10 protein-coding genes and 1 pseudogene are annotated in these 15076 nt (G+C 60.1%); 6 read left to right on the top strand and 5 right to left on the bottom strand.

Going from position 1 to position 15076, the window contains the following annotated elements; all coding sequences use genetic code 11:
* Positions 1–128: 128 nt before the first annotated feature.
* Both DMP06_RS10140 and DMP06_RS10135 read left to right on the top strand, forming a co-directional pair.
* Positions 129–500 (top strand): annotated as a pseudogene (locus DMP06_RS10140) (amino acid ABC transporter permease); the annotation flags it as partial.
* Between the two features lie 10 nt (positions 501–510).
* The gene (locus DMP06_RS10135; protein WP_123209620.1) at positions 511–1284 is read left to right on the top strand and encodes an amino acid ABC transporter ATP-binding protein; all 774 of its coding nucleotides are present in this window, start codon (positions 511–513) and stop codon (positions 1282–1284) included.
* Positions 1285–1481: 197 nt separating this feature from the next.
* Here the strand turns inward: DMP06_RS10135 and DMP06_RS10130 are convergent, their stop codons facing one another.
* Positions 1482–2417: a 3-hydroxyacyl-CoA dehydrogenase gene (locus tag DMP06_RS10130; RefSeq protein WP_123209619.1), complete on the bottom strand. Its 936-nt coding sequence runs from the start codon at positions 2415–2417 to the stop codon at positions 1482–1484.
* A 358-nt stretch (positions 2418–2775) separates the two neighbouring features.
* Between DMP06_RS10130 and DMP06_RS10125 the strand changes: the two genes are divergently transcribed.
* Positions 2776–3306, top strand: coding sequence for a helix-turn-helix transcriptional regulator (locus tag DMP06_RS10125; RefSeq protein ID WP_161957907.1), 531 nt, complete (start codon positions 2776–2778; stop codon positions 3304–3306).
* A gap of 143 nt (positions 3307–3449) precedes the next feature.
* Here DMP06_RS10125 and DMP06_RS10120 read toward each other — a convergent pair whose 3' ends face one another.
* Entirely contained in the window at positions 3450–4958 is a 1509-nt protein-coding gene (locus tag DMP06_RS10120) for a helix-turn-helix domain-containing protein (protein WP_161957906.1), read from the bottom strand.
* Between the two features lie 241 nt (positions 4959–5199).
* On the opposite strand from DMP06_RS10120, the gene DMP06_RS10115 reads away from it, so the two are divergent.
* Positions 5200–6942: an FAD-dependent oxidoreductase gene (locus DMP06_RS10115; RefSeq protein WP_245962484.1), complete on the top strand. Its 1743-nt coding sequence runs from the start codon at positions 5200–5202 to the stop codon at positions 6940–6942.
* A 335-nt stretch (positions 6943–7277) separates the two neighbouring features.
* Here the strand turns inward: DMP06_RS10115 and hpf are convergent, their stop codons facing one another.
* The 3 genes from hpf to DMP06_RS10100 form a co-directional block, all read right to left on the bottom strand.
* Complete coding sequence (hpf, locus tag DMP06_RS10110) at positions 7278–7847, bottom strand: ribosome hibernation-promoting factor, HPF/YfiA family (RefSeq protein WP_123209616.1); 570 nt, start codon at positions 7845–7847, stop codon at positions 7278–7280.
* Positions 7848–8101: 254 nt separating this feature from the next.
* Positions 8102–9703, bottom strand: a complete 1602-nt coding sequence (gene pyk, locus DMP06_RS10105) for a pyruvate kinase (protein WP_123209615.1) — start codon at positions 9701–9703, stop codon at positions 8102–8104.
* A 70-nt stretch (positions 9704–9773) separates the two neighbouring features.
* Positions 9774–11537: an amidohydrolase gene (locus DMP06_RS10100; RefSeq protein WP_245962483.1), complete on the bottom strand. Its 1764-nt coding sequence runs from the start codon at positions 11535–11537 to the stop codon at positions 9774–9776.
* 327 nt (positions 11538–11864) lie between these two features.
* On the opposite strand from DMP06_RS10100, the gene nhaA reads away from it, so the two are divergent.
* Both nhaA and DMP06_RS10090 read left to right on the top strand, forming a co-directional pair.
* On the top strand, positions 11865–13556 hold the full coding sequence (gene nhaA, locus DMP06_RS10095) for a Na+/H+ antiporter NhaA (protein ID WP_245962482.1): 1692 nt from the start codon (positions 11865–11867) through the stop codon (positions 13554–13556).
* Positions 13557–14051: 495 nt separating this feature from the next.
* On the top strand, positions 14052–14855 hold the full coding sequence (locus DMP06_RS10090; protein WP_123209613.1) for a YebC/PmpR family DNA-binding transcriptional regulator: 804 nt from the start codon (positions 14052–14054) through the stop codon (positions 14853–14855).
* The last annotated feature ends 221 nt before the right edge of the window (positions 14856–15076 follow it).

The raw sequence follows: 15076 nt of genomic DNA, 5'->3' as shown, positions 1-15076 counted from the left end.
TAACGAGGGCCGGATCAAGGAGTCGCTCGGGTGGCTGAGCCCGAAGGCGTACAGGGAGTCGCTGGGCCTGGCGGCCTAGCACGAACGAACGGCCCGCCCCGCCTTCCAGGATTTCTGCCGCACCCCCTATCATCAATTACGCGGCATATTTCGCCGAAATCTATCGCAGCGGCATCCAATCCATCCCTAAGGGCCAGTACGAGGCTGCCGAAGTGCTGGGCTATTCGCGCCTGCAGACGTTCGGCAAAATCGTGCTGCCGCAGGTGGTCAAGCGCATCCTTCCCGCCATGGGCAACGAGATCATCACGCTGGTGAAGGACACGTCGCTCGCGTTCGCCATCGGCGTGGCCGAGATGTTCAGCACTGCCAAGGCGCTCGTGGCGTCGCAGGTGAGCATGGTGCCGTTCGTGATTGCCGCTGTGTTCTACTGGGTGTTCAACTTTGTGGTGGAGGTTGTTCTCAACCGCGTGGAAAAGAAACTCGACTACTACCACGACTAGGGGAGAGTAGATGACTAACCAGAATCCCATTGTGCGTTTGTCGCACGTGAAGAAGAGCTTCGGCGAGGTCGAGGTGCTCAAGGATATCTCGCTGGAGGTGTATCCCGGCGAGGTGGTTGCCGTGATCGGCCCTTCGGGCGGCGGCAAATCCACGCTCCTGCGATGCGCGACGCTGCTTGAAACGTTCGACGCGGGCGAACTGTCCTACGGCAATCTGCAGGTTGCGCACACCGAGGGCGACAAGGCGGTCTATGGCGCGAAGGACGTGATCAAGCAGGCAAAATCGCGCTTTGGCCTGGTATTCCAGAATTACAACCTGTTCCCCCACTATACGGTTCTCAAGAACATCATGGACGCCCCGATCAGCGTGCAGAAGCGCGACAAGGCCGAGGTGGAGCGCCAGGCGCGCGAGCTGATCGCCAAGATGGGCCTTGAAGGCAACGAGGGCAAGGTCCCGTGCGAGCTCTCCGGCGGCCAGCAGCAGCGCGTGAGCATCGCGCGTGCGTTATGCATGAACCCCGAGATCGTGTTCTTCGACGAGCCCACGAGTGCGCTCGATCCCGAGCTTACCGGCGAGGTGCTCAAGGTGATCAAGCAGCTTGCGGCCGAGCACATGACCATGGTGGTGGTTACGCATGAGATGCAATTCGCACGCGACGTGGCTGATCGCATCGTGTTCATGGACGGCGGCGTGATCGTGGAAGAGGGTCCTGCCGATCAGGTAATCAATCATCCTCAGCACAAACGCACGCAGGACTTCCTGGCGCGGTACGAGAACAACTAACGCCTGCCTGTCCGCCTGCAATAATGCTAAGAGCCCCGGTTGAGCCGCCCCTGTCTCTCGTGCTTGAGAGGCGGGGCGGCTCGGTTTCCCGGGGCTCTATGTGTTGAAGGATGCTGCTCTGCGTGTTAAGGCGGCGGCGGGCTCACCGGCAATGCCGCCACCTTCGAGATGGTGCTCTGCGCGGTAAGGGCGATGTTCTATCGGTACGAATAGAAGCCTTCGCCGGCGGCGACGCCCGTTTTGCCGGCGTCGATCATCTCCTTGAGCATGGCGGCAACCTTGCCCATGACCGATTCGGGGTCGGCGGCCTCCGGCTTCATGGAGACGATGTTATACGCGGTAGTAACTCCGACGATATCAAGAATGCGGAAGGGCCCAAGCGGCGCGCCCGTGGCGAGCATCCAGGTTTTGTCGATGGTCGCGGGATCGGCTACTCCAGTTGCGTAAAGCGCCTGGGCCGCGCTCAGGAACGGTACCAGCATGCTGTTGAGGATATAGCCCGGCTGCTCTTTGTGCAGTTCGAGCGGTACCATGCCAATGGCGTCGGCGAACTCTACCACCTCGCGGTACGCCGCCTCGCCGGTTCCCTGATGGCCCATGACCTCGGCGGTATTGTTCTGCCAAATCTGGTTGGCAAAGTGCAGCGCCAGGTATTTCTCGGGGCGACCTGTGGATTCCGCAAACGCGCTGGGCAGAAGCGTGGAGGAATTGGTGACCACGATGGTCTGCTCCGGCAGGTGCTTGGCCAGTTCGGTGTAGAAGGCGGTCTTTTGCGCGGGGTCCTCGGCGATCGCCTCGATTACTAAATCGGCGTCGCGGGCGGCCTCTTCGTAGCTGGTGGTGAAGCGAATGCCCTCGAGAGCCTCGTGCGCTTTTGCCTTGAGCGCGTCCAGCTCTTCCGCCGAGGCGTCGGCGGAGGCGAGCCCGCGGGCGAAGGCAGCGGGGTTGGTCTTCATGGCCTCAAGGGTTGCCACATAGGTTTGTTCAAGTGCGGCGAACTTAGGCTTGGCGCGCTCGATGGACGCTTCGCTTCGTACCCAGACGGTAACGTTGAAGCCTTTGTATGCGGTTTGAAAGGCAATCTGGCTTCCCAACACTCCGGCGCCCGCCACGGTAACGTTTTTGATATTCATGGTCGCTCCTCTTGTCGTGTCCTATCTTCTGTTTTCGCAGTTCATTGTAGGTGCGTAGGGCATCAAGAAGTGCCTGTGGCGGGGCAGCGGGCATAAATGATATGCAAGCGGTATCAATTACGCGACGTCATAGAGCGTCTGACGCGACGGCATAGAACGCGCGATGCGAGATTAAAGGTTGAGGGCGGCCCCGCGGGAGGGGTATGGGGTCGCCTCGTTCGTGACATAGGCGGGGCCCCACGGGAAGGGTATGGAACCCCGCCTCTACGGAGGCATGGGCAATCTCATGGGAGGGGTATGAAATCGCCCTGATAGCGGCTTAGGCGACCCCATGGGAGGGGTGTGGGGCCGCCCCGATATGCCCTTACAGACCCGCCACGTATTTATCGTGCTTTTGGCGTTCGCCCTTTTGGCCGAAGTTTCGAGCAAGCGGGAGATTTCCCCTTGGACGTTGCTCGGCGGGCTGTATGCGGGTGCTGCTGTGTGCTCGTTTTTAGGCGCGCGGCTTTATGCCCTGGTGGGAGCCGATTCCATTGGCCCTGCTCTTTTGCCGGTGGCATCGGCGTATTTTGCCTACGTGGTGCTTGCGGCGCTCATTCGTTCCCGAAGGCTTATCGAACGCATGGCGAAAAGGGAGGGCATGACGGGGCAGGGCGCTGGCTCTGCTGGCATGCCGAAGGCGTGCGAGCGTCTGTCGGCCCGGTATGCGCTCTCGGCGCGCGAGGCAGAGGTGCTGACGTATTTGGCGGGAGGCCATGGGTCGCCCTACATTGCCGAGAAGCTGTTCATATCGGAGAACACGGTGCGTACCCATATGCGCAACATGTACCGCAAGATGGGGATCTCGTCTAAAGAGGAGCTTATATTGCGCCTGGAGGAAGAGAGATAAGACAGCGTGGCGGGATTACTGCGCGTAGCGGTCATGCTATGGTTGTGTGCGACATCGGTGGAATGGGCGTACGAATCGACCGGCGGATGCGGCTTGCTGGGGCAGGAATCCACTCGGCCTGATGGACATAGGCTTCAGGATTATTAACGAGCATCGCGTGGATCGGAGAGCGCCTGGATTATTTCTTCTTTCGAACCCATGCCGAGTTTGCGATAGATATTGCGCGTATGCGTGTACACGGTGCTTTCAGAAATAATGAGGCTTTTGGCAACGTAGGCAGATGTATGTCCACGCCCAAGAAAAGCTATTATTTCTCGCTCGCGCGGTGAAAGTCCAAACTTCTGTGCCAGGTCGTCGCACCGCTTTTCGAAAGAAGACGCCTCGTCTACGGAGGGCGTGTTTGCTTCCTGCACAGGAAGGGTGTCGCGCATAAGCTCGAAAATCGCATATACAATGAGCGCCGAGCAATAGAGAGCAAGCAGAGACGATGAGAGGAACTCGGTTTGGCCAAATGCGCTAGGGTGGCCAAACAGAAGACCAAAAGCGCTGAAGAGCGAAAACAGTAGAAGGTAAAACGTCCAGGTGATGCAAGGAGGAAATTCGCGCGGCCGCATGCTTGCTACGCCAAGTGCGAGTGATATCTGCGCAACTGCGCAGAAAAAAGTGTATGAGCCAAGGGGAACGAGGGCGGCGAAAAGGCCGAAGTCGTAAGCGAGCACCGTGATGCAAAGCATGGCGCACGCAACGAGGGGAAGTGCCACATTGCAGAGCACTACCAAAAACGGACGTTTTGAGGTGGAAAAGCAGAGCGGCAACAGCAAAACAGCGGCAAAAACGTTGCCCAGCACTTCTGCGTGCATGTTGTCGAACACGGTAACTCGGCTTACGCCCATGAAGAAAGCAAACATGGAAAGACCCGTGAGCGCTGGGGCAAGTACCGAGATGAATCGCTTCATCATGTCGATGCGGGACGCGGACGCTCCTAGGGGAGAAGACGAGCTTTCGGAGAAAGCGCCGCGCAGTGCGGTGTCGTGGATGTCTCCGCCTTCTTTTAAGGCGTGAACGCTTTCGGTTGGGGTTTGAGGGGATGGATGGTGCTGTGCTGGAACAAATAGGGGATAGAATGTTCCGATAGCGGCAAGGACTGCCGTAATGGCGACGAGCGGCATGTCGGGTAAAAAAGAAAATACCCAGTTAATGGCAGCGGTGCTGCCGCATATCACGCAAATCAGCAAAAGCGCATGTTTAAGGCCGTATGACGACAGTCTTGTTCCCCAGGTGACTACCATGATGCTCAAGCCGGCACCTATTGTGCATCCTATGCAGCTGGCGATGGCGGCGATTCTGAGGGCGGCAACTACGCATATGCCCAAAAACAGCGCCATTCCTACGGCGTAAAGTATGCAGCCGACAATCCTGATTAAACGTGCATGGTCTTGTATAAAATTGGGGCGAAATAACGATGTTGCAAGATATACCGCACTTGCAAGTATGCTTGCCCCCATCATGCTGCTGACTAAGGCGCTCATGACATCGAGGCTGTCGAGGCATTCCTGAAATGCTACAACGTTAGGTGAATAAATGGGCATGGTGGCGAAAAACGCCAGAAGCGCAAGGGTTTCTAGACCTATCGAATCATTAATGGCATTCATTTCCCCTCCTTGCTTGGGCATTGTATAGGCGAGGCTTTCAGGAGGGCAATACCTAATTTCTATGATGCTTCTGAACTGGTATTACGTACTAATCATCAAATTCTGCGATTCCTCAAGTTAACCTCAAGGGCATAGCATCCCCTCAAGCATTCGCCAGGGAGCAAGCACAGGAGCACACGGCTTGGCCGCTGCTGCGAATGCGTAATTCAGGAGAGGATCGTTTGAAAAGGAAGGGGTTCCAATGATGCAGGATCTCACTCGTCGTAACTTTCTGAAAGGAATGGGCATCGTGGGAGCGAGCGCCGCTGCCGCAGGAGCGCTGGCTTCGTGCTCGCCTTCGACCGCCGCATCCGATAGCGAAGGGGGTTCGGCAGAGGGCGCGCAGGATTCAGGTTGGCGTGTTGCTCCTGCGGAAATCACCGAGTTCGTGCAAGAAATCGACTGCGATGTTGTGGTGTGCGGCCATGGTTTTGCCGGAATTACCGCCTGTCGCGAGCTCGCTGAAGAGGGTGCAAAGGTATATCTGGTTGAAAAACAGTCCGAAGACACCTATGCTGCTGTCGGCAACGAAGCCGGCGTTCTAAATGCCTCCATTCTCAAAGAGCGTGGCGTGCCCGAGATCGATCCGGTGGAGTTTTTCCAAAACTGGATGCGAATTACGGGTAATTATCCCAATCAAGAGCTCGTGATGAAATACGCCCAGAATTCGGGTGCCAATATGGACTGGTATCTGTCGGCGCTCACCGAAGAAGATTTCGCCACCATGACTACGGCGTTTTTCCCGAAGACCGAGCATCAGATGGATGAACTCTCCGGTATTAAGTTCTGGCCGAGTGTTTGCAGCTTCTACGGTGACTGCAATCAGACCAAGATACATGGCTACAATCGTGACCTCGCAAAACAGGCTGGTGCCGAATTCATGTTTTCCACCGAGGCTCAGTATGTGGTTATGAACGAGGGATCCGTTGCGGGGCTTGTGGCAACCGGCCCCGATGGAAACATCAAGTTCAATTGCAAGGCCGTCGTCATCGCGTGTGGCGGTTTTGGCGGCAACCCCGAGATGATGACCGACCTGATGCCCGATATGGCGGGCGCACTCGTGGGCGACGAGACGTTGAGCTCGATGTCCACTAACGACGGACGCGGCGTCCAGATGGCTTACTGGGCCGGTGCGCATTTGGAGACCTGTCCTATTCCCGGCATGAACATGAAGGGCCTTTCCCTTCCTGGCAAGATGAACTGTCTGCCTCAGGCCGTGTGGGTGGATGAGAACGGCAAGCGATTCTGCAATGAGTATTATCCTACGTCTGAACAGCGCGGCTATGCTACGGTGTATCGTTCCAGGAAGACAAAGTTTGCCATCTGCGACTCCAATTTCCCCGAGTATCGTCAGTACACCATCCCGCAACACGCAGGCTTTACTGCAACCGAAGAAAACATCGCATCGCTTCAGGAGGCGCTTGATACTGCCTATGCAAAGTTCAAGGGTACTTATGAAGAGCCTGAAGAGACGGGCGAGGAGGGTCCTGGCGGTGGCGGACCTGCTACGCAGGTGGAATACATCGCCGACGACACCCTTGAGGGGCTGGCTACACAGCTTGGATACGAAGGTGAGGCACTGGAGAACTTCTTGGCAACCATCGAAGCCTACAACTCGTATTGCGAGCAAGGCGCCGATATGGAATTTGGTCGCGACGCCAAGGTGCTGTTCCCTGTTGACACTGCGCCGTATTATGCCTGCACGTTCGATCCGGTGTTGGGCGAGACAATGGTGACATGCGGCGGCATTATCACCGATGGCGAACAGAATGCGCTTGATCAGAACTTCGAGCCAATTCCGGGCCTATATGTTTCCGGTAACGACTGCGGTCGGCGTTTTGGCTATGAGTACATTACGCCCATTCCGGGCGTGAGCTTAGGTTTTGCCATTACGCTCGGCCGCGAGTGCGGCAAATCGGTGGGTAAGTTCCTGCAGATCGCATAATCCAATTAACTATTCGAGACGCGCGACACCCCTCCCTTTTGAGTTGTGCGTCATCCAATTCAAGGTGGTTGCCTTTCCCTTCGGGCGACCGGAACGAAGAAGACCGCTTTGCGGTCTTCTTCGTGATTTGCGCATCCAGTGCGTGCTAAGTTGTTAGGCGTTTCTTACTGTCTCGGCGTGATGGAGGTTAGGTTCCGTGGCGTTATGAGCCAAGGCTCGGTGACGTGCATTGGCGTACCTTCCCGTCAGCATGCTGCGCACAAGAAAGGGAGCCCGAAGGCTCCCTTTGGCTGAGCGAGATATGCTCGTATGCTTTTGCGCGTTGCGCCCGCCGGCTATTCCGCCTTGGGCTTGAGCAGGCCGTAGCCGCCGCCGGTGCGACGATACAGCACGTGCACCTCGTTGGTGTCGCGATCGGTGTACACGAAGAAGTCGTGACCCAGAAGATCGATCTGCACCAGCGCTTCCTCCTCGGTGAGCGGGGTGAACTCGACCTCCTTCACGCGTACCACTTCGTCGTCCGCGGAAAGCTCTGCCATAAGCTCGTCGAAATCGACGCCCGTGGGCTCGATGGCGGGCTCGGCGGCCTTCAGGGTTTCCTTCATGCGATGATCGATGACGCGGGTCTTGTACTTGCGCAGCTGGCGCAGCACCTTGGCGGCTGCCACGTCGATAGCGGCGTACATGTCTTCCTCGTGCTCTTCCACATGGATGGTGTGGCCCTTGGGGCGCAGCGTGACCTCGCAGATGCAGGGCACGGGGCGGTTCTTCTCAACGCGCAGCACCACTTCGGCGGTGGGGATGTCAAGGCTCAGCACCTTCATCGCGTTGCCGATTTTTTCGGTGGCGTACTCGTTCAGCGCGTCGGTTACCGTGACTTTCCTGCCGATGACTCTGATCTCCATGCTTTCCGTCCTTTCTAGTGTCGGCCTTCGCCCACCGTTCAGGTGAAGGCTTTCCACGAAAACATGTCTCGGTGCGTGTCGCCTGCGCAAAATGCCGACGACTTGTTTCCGCTTTACTGCGGAAAAGTATTTGTCCACTGCTATGGTAGCGCACTTCGCGCCATATTGCTGCCACGCGTTGCCATTCTGTGATGCGACCTGCGTCCACGTGCCCGCGCGTGGCCACCTGTCTCATGCAACGCATCCGGGCATAGCTATCGTACCTGCACCACCTGCATGACGTTGGTGGGGGCGATGCCGGGCACGCCGGGGCGCACATCCTCCTCTGGCGCCGTATTCGGGTCGCCCGTGGTCACGACCGCAAGGTCGCCCGGCTGCACGTATCCTGCGTCGCGCACCTTCGCAAGTGCGTTCGCCATCACCTGGCGTCGTTCGCCCTGGACCTCGTCCAAAAGGGGGACTACGCCCCAGCTCAGCAGCATCTGCCGCATGACCCGCTCGTTGGGCGTGACGGCGTAGATAGGCATGCGGGGCCGCAGGTTGGATATGAGGCGCGCGGTGCGCCCTGTAACCGTGGGCGCGATGATGCAAGCCGCGACGAGCGTCTCCGCCGTTTGAACTGCGGCGATTCCTACCGCCAGCGAGGCTCGCACGCGGGTGCGGCACCTGTCGGGCTCGTGGTTATCGAACAGGTGCGGCTCGGTTTCGCACGCGATGCTCGCCATGGTGCGCACGGCCTCTACGGGATGCGCCCCCTGCGCTGTCTCGCCCGAAAGCATCACGCAATCGGTGCCGTCGTATATCGCGTTGGCCACGTCGGCAACTTCGGCGCGTGTAGGCCGAGGCCGCGAAATCATGGAGTCGAGCATCTGCGTGGCGGTGATCACGGGCTTTGATTCGCGGTTGCACAGGCGGATAATCTCTTTCTGCAGGCGCGGAACCCTGTACGCCGGCACCTCCACGCCTAAATCGCCGCGCGCCACCATGATGCCGTCGGCCTCGCGCACGATGTCGTGGATGTTGCCCAGTGCGCCCGCCGCCTCGATTTTCGCCACAACGGCGATATCGGCGCCTCCGTGCTCGGCGAGGAACTGCTTTATCTCACGCACGCCGTCGCCGTCGCGGATGAACGACGCCGCCACGATGTCTACGCCTTGGTCGATGCCGAACAGCAGGTCGGCGCGATCTTGTTCGGTGACGGCAGGAAGGGGGAGCTTAGCACCGGGCGCGTTGATGGATTTGCGTTCGCCCAGCACGCCATCGTTCAGCGCGATGCACTCGATGTCGAACCGCACGGCGCATGAGTTGCCTTGGGCGTTTGCGTTATCGATTCGCCCGGTACGCGCGTTGCCGAGTCCGTTCGCGTTGCCTGCCCGCCCGTCACGCGAACTGTTGCGTTCGTTTGAGCCGTCGGACTGCCCGTCGCACGTTTCCCGGTGGGGAAGGATGCGCGTCACTTCGAGCTCGATGAGCCCGTCGTCTATCAGCAGGTGTGCGCCGGGCGCGAGGCTTTGCGCCAGATCGGCACAATCCTGGGGTATGCGCCCGTTGGAGCCATCGGCGGTCGCATCGCTCGTGAGCACGATCGTCTGGCCGGCGCGAAGGGGGATTGGCCGCCCGTCCTTCAGAAGCCCGGTGCGGATCTCGGGGCCTTTGGTGTCGAGCATGATGGCGCAGGGCGTGCGCGTTTCCTCGCGTAGGCGTCTCACGCGCTCGATGCGACGCGCATGCTCCTCGTGCGTGCCGTGGCTGAAGTTCAATCGAGCCACGTTCATGCCGGCTTCCAGCAGCGCGCGCACCGCTTCGTCGCTATCCACCGCAGGCCCCAGCGTGCAAATGATTTTCGTGCGTCGCATATTGGCTCTCCTTGTTCACCAGGTGATCCGTGTTTTCCGAATTATTCATTCAGGATTTTCCGAATCGCCCCTATTCCCCAAACACCTGCCGTCCCGCCAGGTAGGTTGCAATGGCGTGCGTGTTAAGGATGAGCTCGGGATTCAACCGCACCTCGTTGCTCGTCAGGTCGCGGTCGAACACGGCAATGTCGGCCCACATGTCAGGCTCGAGCGTGCCGAGCGCGCCTTTCGCCCCGGCGGCACATGCGGAGCCGTAGGTGTAGGCCGAAAGTGCGGCGCGCATCGGGATGCGCTCTTCGGGCAGCCACCCTCCCCAAGGCTCGTGCGTGATTGCGTCCTGCCTGGTCACAGCTGCATACAGCACGGGCATGGGGTCGATGTCAACCACGGGAGAGTCGGTTCCGAACGCCATCTGCACGCCCTTGTCCAAATACGTTGCAAACGGCCACATCCAGCGGCAGCGCTCGGGGCCCAAGTCCCGCTCGGGGCCGCCGGGGTCGAGCGTGATGTGCGGCGGCTGCACCGAGGCCACTACCTCCAAGCGCGCCAGGCGCTCGATGTCCTCGGGTTGGAAGTTCTCCAGATGCTCCAGCGTGTTGCGGCAGAGGGCAGACTCGCCGTTCGTGCGCATCGACGGGCGCCCGTAGAGCGCCTCTGCCTCTTCGAAGATGTTAAGCGCCAGGTGGATGGCCTCGTCGCCGATCGTGTGGATGCGCACGGGGTACCCCTTGCTGTTGGCGTGCAGAATCATCGTGCGCATCTGCTCGAACGGCACGGTCAAATGCCCGCGATCGCCGGGGTGGCGCGCGTTGGTATAGGGCTCTTTGAGATAGGCGGTGTGCTGGCTGGACACGCCGTCGAAGAACTGCTTGAGGCCGCATGCCTGTAAAAGGGGGCTGCGCAGGGTGCGGCGCATGCTCTCGAAGCGGCTCAAATCGCCGGTCAGGGTGGGGAAGAGATGTACGCGCGCGGTAAGCTCTCCCGCGTCGAGAAGCATGCTCCACACGTCGTCGCGGATGAAGTCCATGCCGGGATTGGCGGCAAGGCTCATGTCGCACAGGGCGGTGATGCCCAGGCTCGCCATACGCCGCAAAAAGCCGCGGTAGGCCTGCGCGACCTCCTCGCGCGTAAACGTGGCCATGATGCGGGGCAGAAGCTCCATGGCGGCGGCCTCGCGTACGATTCCGGTGAGTTCGCCCGCCTCGTCGCGTTCGAAGGCGCCTCCTTGGGGCGGCACGCTGTTGCGCGTGACGCCTAGCTCCTCGAGCGCGCGCGAGTTGAGCCACAGCGTGTGTCCATCGCCTGAATACATCGCCACAGGACGGTTGGGAAAAGCCGCGTCCAACGAATGCTTGCTGGGAAGCACGGGCGGGTTCCAGCGGTATTCGCGCCAGCCCTGCGAGAGCAGCCAGCCCTGCGGCTTGCGGGCGGCAAGGGCGCGCATGCGGTTCACGCAGTCGGCCTCGCTTTCGCCCAAGAAGCTCTCCGCCAAGGGGCTCGCATAAAGTGCGCTGTGGAAGGCATGCACGTGCGCGTCGTGTATGCCGGGGCACACGAATGCGTCGCCGTAATCGACTACGCGTGTGGCGGGCGTGCGGAACGCATGCGCATCGGCGGGGTCGACCACGGCGATGATGCGTCCATCGCGCACGCACACGGCGGCGGGCCGCGCGTCGGGCGGGGGCGGGAAGGGGATGCTTGGCAGCGACGGCATCATGTCATTGAGGGCGCTGTACGGCGCAGGCCGCGCCTCCACGCCCGTGAACACGTTGCGGCTTATGATGATGAGCTCGGCTTCGCGGGAGGGGGCTGATGCGGTTGCGGATGGTTCCATGGCTTGCCTTTCGCGTGGGTGGCGCATCGGTTGGTGCCGACGTTCGATGCGCTGTGTGCTTGGGGATATTGTGCAGCCAACGCGCGATTTATGAAAGAGTATACAAAAGTGAAAAGGCAGCTTCGCGGGATTTGTCGGTGTTTTGGTGACAATTTCGCGACGGACGCGCCTGGGCGCAAGCGAGCCGGGAGCGCTGGATATAATGGCGCCCATGTTTTTTGCGATACGCGGCGCGCCCTTGGCGATTCCTGTGCGCCGCACATTAGCGCATACGATGAAAAGGCGCGATAATAAGGCCATTCTCCCGAAGAGAAACGAGTAGAGCGAATGACCCAAGAAACTCAGCACTCCCAGCAGGCGCAAGGTGCCCCCCAGTCACCACATTCCCAGACTCAGGATGGGCTCCAGGCGCCGCATCCCCAAGCCCGGCATTCGGCCCCTGACGGCCAAGGATCCCAGGCCCAGCATCAGACCCCCGATGGCCAGGGCGAGCATCCTCTTTTTATTGATGAAGTGAGCCGCCACCAGGCGCGCTATATGAAAGTTGTCGAATTCACCCACTCGGCTACCAAAGCCGCCGGCATCATGCTGCTCGCCGCCATTGCGGCGCTCGTCTTGGTGAACTCTCCGGCGGGCGAGGCGTTCGAGCATTTCATCCATGAGCCGGTGGGCGTATTCTTTGGTGACCAGGTGGCCTCCATGTCGTTCGGGCATGTGATAAACGACATCTTCATGGCGGTGTTCTTCCTGCTCGTTGGCCTGGAAATCAAATACGAGATGACCGTAGGCGAGCTCACCAATATCCGTCAGGCGCTGCTCCCTATAGTTGCGGCATGCGGCGGCGTGGTAGCGCCCATCGTGATCTACAGCATTTTCAACGCCGGCAACCCCGCAACGGCAGGCGGATGGGGCGTGCCCACTGCTACCGACATCGCGTTCGCGTTGGGCATCCTCGCGCTTTTGGGCAGTCGCGTGCCCAGCGGCATCCGCGTGTTTCTTTCCACGCTGGCGGTTGCCGACGATATCATCGCCATTCTGGTGATCGCCATCTTCTACGGCCAGGCGCCCAGCCTCGCCTGGATAGCGGCAGCGGCCGTGGTGCTGCTGGTGGGCGTGGCGCTCAACAAAGCGCACGTGTACTCGCTCGTGCCGTATCTGCTGGTGGGCGTGGTGCTGTGGTACTGCGTGTTCATGAGCGGCGTGCACGCCACCATCGCGGGCGTGCTGCTGGCGTTCGTTATTCCGTCGGGCTCGCGCGTGAACCTGAAAAGCTTCACGGCGTGGTCGGGCAAGAAGATCCGCCAGGCGCACGAGGCGTACAAGCCCGACGAGCCCATTATCGGCCAGGAGGAATACATGCGCAACGTGAGCAACCTCTCTTCCGTGGCGCGCCTGGCCATACCTCCTGCCACGCGCCTCGAGCACGCGCTGTATCCGTGGGTGTATTTCGCAATTCTGCCGCTGTTTGCGCTTACCAACGCCGATGTCATGCTGGTGGGCTCCGATCCGGCGAGCTTCTTTGCCAACCCGGCGCTGTTCGGCGTGTTCTTTGGCCTGCTGTTGGGCAAGCCCATTGGCATCATGTTGTTCAGCCTTGCGGTGGTGAAGGTGTTCAAGCTGGCTCACCTGCCCGAAAACGTCACCTGGAAACACGTGTTCGGCGCGTCCATCTTGGGCGGCGTCGGCTTTACCATGGCCATCTTTGTGGCCAACCTCGCGTATACGGATCCCGCCGATGTGACGTGCGCGAAGGCCGCCATCCTTGCGGCGTCCACGCTGGCGGGCATTATAGGCTTCGTGGTGCTGCTTTCCGCCGCGCGCGCCGATGCCAAGCGCGGCGTGGTGTATGTGACCAGCGCCGGTGCAGATGCGAACCTACAGGTGGCAGATGCCGAGGCCACCGAGGCAAGCCGCGAGCTGCTGGATGCCATCGAGGACGCCGACCGCGCCCATGTGGAGGAATTCGCGCGTCCCGGTCGCGGCGTGCATGAGGTTGCCGCGCACGTGAAGCGGGATTAACGAAACGCGTGGCGACTGGCGCGCGCAAACGCCCTCATCTTTAAGCGAGGTGGTGGAGGCAGCTTCGCCAAACGGCACGGGTGGTCTCGACCTTGCAACCGTTCGTCCTCTCAAGCTTCCCCTCTCCAACAAAGGACGTCAAAAGCTACGGTGAAACTGCCCAGTTCGCTTCGTTTCACCGTGCATTTGACGTCCTTTACGTCTGGGCTCTTGCGCCTGCCGCTCTGCGCCCGCCTTCGTGCCCGTCTCTGGGTCTGGTTTTTTCTGGTCTTTGCCGCCGCTCTATGGCAATGACGTGGCGATAATCGTCCTTTTCTTTACGAGTGCAGGGGTTTTGCAGTAAACTAGCGCGTCGGAATTTTCCTAAGAGCGATATCGGGAACGCGGCGCGTCGCAGGGCGCTTCGATAGAAGGCGTCGAGCGGCGGGGCAATGGCCGGCGAGGGCACAGGCCTGCATGCCGCCGTTCGCGATGGATACCAAGAAAGAGGCGATTATGTCAGGCCATTCTAAATGGGCAACCACCAAGCACCGCAAGGCCGCGCAGGACGCGAAGCGTTCCGCCCTGTTCAGCAAGCTCTCCCGCAACATCACCGTTGCGGCCAAGGAGGGCGGCGACCCCAACCCCGACAACAACGCGTCGCTGGCTGCCGCCATCGAGAAGGCCAAGGGCTATTCGCTGCCTAAGGACAAGATCAAGACTGCTATCGACAAAGCGTTCGGCACCGGCAAGGATGCCGCCAACTACGAGACCGTGGTGTACGAAGGCTATGGCCCTTGCGGCGTGGCGATCTATTGCGAGGCTCTGACCGACAACCGCAATCGCACCGCTGCCGACGTGCGCGCTGCGTTCAACCATCACGGCGGAAACCTTGGCACCAGCGGTTCGGTGGCGTTCATGTTCGAGCGCAAGGGCCAGGTTATGGTGGCCAAGGAGGTTGAGACGGGCGACAAGAAGAATCCCGTCAAGCCCAATGGCGCTGCTGCCGACGAAGACGAGTTCATGATGGCCGTTGCCGAGGCCGGCGGCTCCGACTACGAGGATGCTGAGGACGAGTGGATTGTGTACACCGCCCCCACCGATTTGATGGCCGTTAAGCGCGGCTTGGAGGAGCAGGGCATCGAGGTGAAGGGCGCCGAGATGACCATGGAGCCCACCACCCCCACCGATGTTACCCCCAACGATGCCAAGAAGGTCATGCGTCTGGTTGACAAGCTGGAAGAGCTCGAGGACCTGCAGAGCGTCTACCACACCATGAACATGACCGATGAGGTTGTGGCTGCTCTCGACGAAGAGTAGCGATTCGAAAAAGCTACACTAAAGCGGCGGCCGAGTGGCTGCCGCTTTTTTGTTGGTGGCGCCATGCGGCTGCGGAATGTTTAATCTCTGGGGGTGTTTCCGACGTGGCAAATTGCTGAGGTGCAAGGTTCCCGGTGCCGCGAAGCTGCGGACCGCTCGATGTTTCTCTGACGCCGCGAAACCGGTGGCGGTTGGGAGGCGCTTCTGGTGCGATGGGGTTC

This window comes from Slackia equolifaciens (assembly GCF_003725995.1).
Taxonomy (GTDB): Bacteria; Actinomycetota; Coriobacteriia; order Coriobacteriales; family Eggerthellaceae; genus Slackia; species Slackia equolifaciens.
This window is presented reverse-complemented; position numbering and strand designations above follow the sequence as displayed.

What these genes read in the sequence shown, in the direction of transcription:
- DMP06_RS10100 (WP_245962483.1), bottom strand. Translation starts at nt 11,537, where the DNA reads ATGGAACCATCCGCAACCGCATCAGCCCCCTCCCGCGAAGCCGAGCTC.
- nhaA (WP_245962482.1), top strand. Translation starts at nt 11,865, where the DNA reads ATGACCCAAGAAACTCAGCACTCCCAGCAGGCGCAAGGTGCCCCCCAG.
- DMP06_RS10135 (WP_123209620.1), top strand. Translation starts at nt 511, where the DNA reads ATGACTAACCAGAATCCCATTGTGCGTTTGTCGCACGTGAAGAAGAGC.
- DMP06_RS10115 (WP_245962484.1), top strand. Translation starts at nt 5,200, where the DNA reads ATGATGCAGGATCTCACTCGTCGTAACTTTCTGAAAGGAATGGGCATC.
- DMP06_RS10130 (WP_123209619.1), bottom strand. Translation starts at nt 2,417, where the DNA reads ATGAATATCAAAAACGTTACCGTGGCGGGCGCCGGAGTGTTGGGAAGC.
- DMP06_RS10125 (WP_161957907.1), top strand. Translation starts at nt 2,776, where the DNA reads ATGCCCTTACAGACCCGCCACGTATTTATCGTGCTTTTGGCGTTCGCC.
- DMP06_RS10120 (WP_161957906.1), bottom strand. Translation starts at nt 4,958, where the DNA reads ATGAATGCCATTAATGATTCGATAGGTCTAGAAACCCTTGCGCTTCTG.
- DMP06_RS10090 (WP_123209613.1), top strand. Translation starts at nt 14,052, where the DNA reads ATGTCAGGCCATTCTAAATGGGCAACCACCAAGCACCGCAAGGCCGCG.
- hpf (WP_123209616.1), bottom strand. Translation starts at nt 7,847, where the DNA reads ATGGAGATCAGAGTCATCGGCAGGAAAGTCACGGTAACCGACGCGCTG.
- pyk (WP_123209615.1), bottom strand. Translation starts at nt 9,703, where the DNA reads ATGCGACGCACGAAAATCATTTGCACGCTGGGGCCTGCGGTGGATAGC.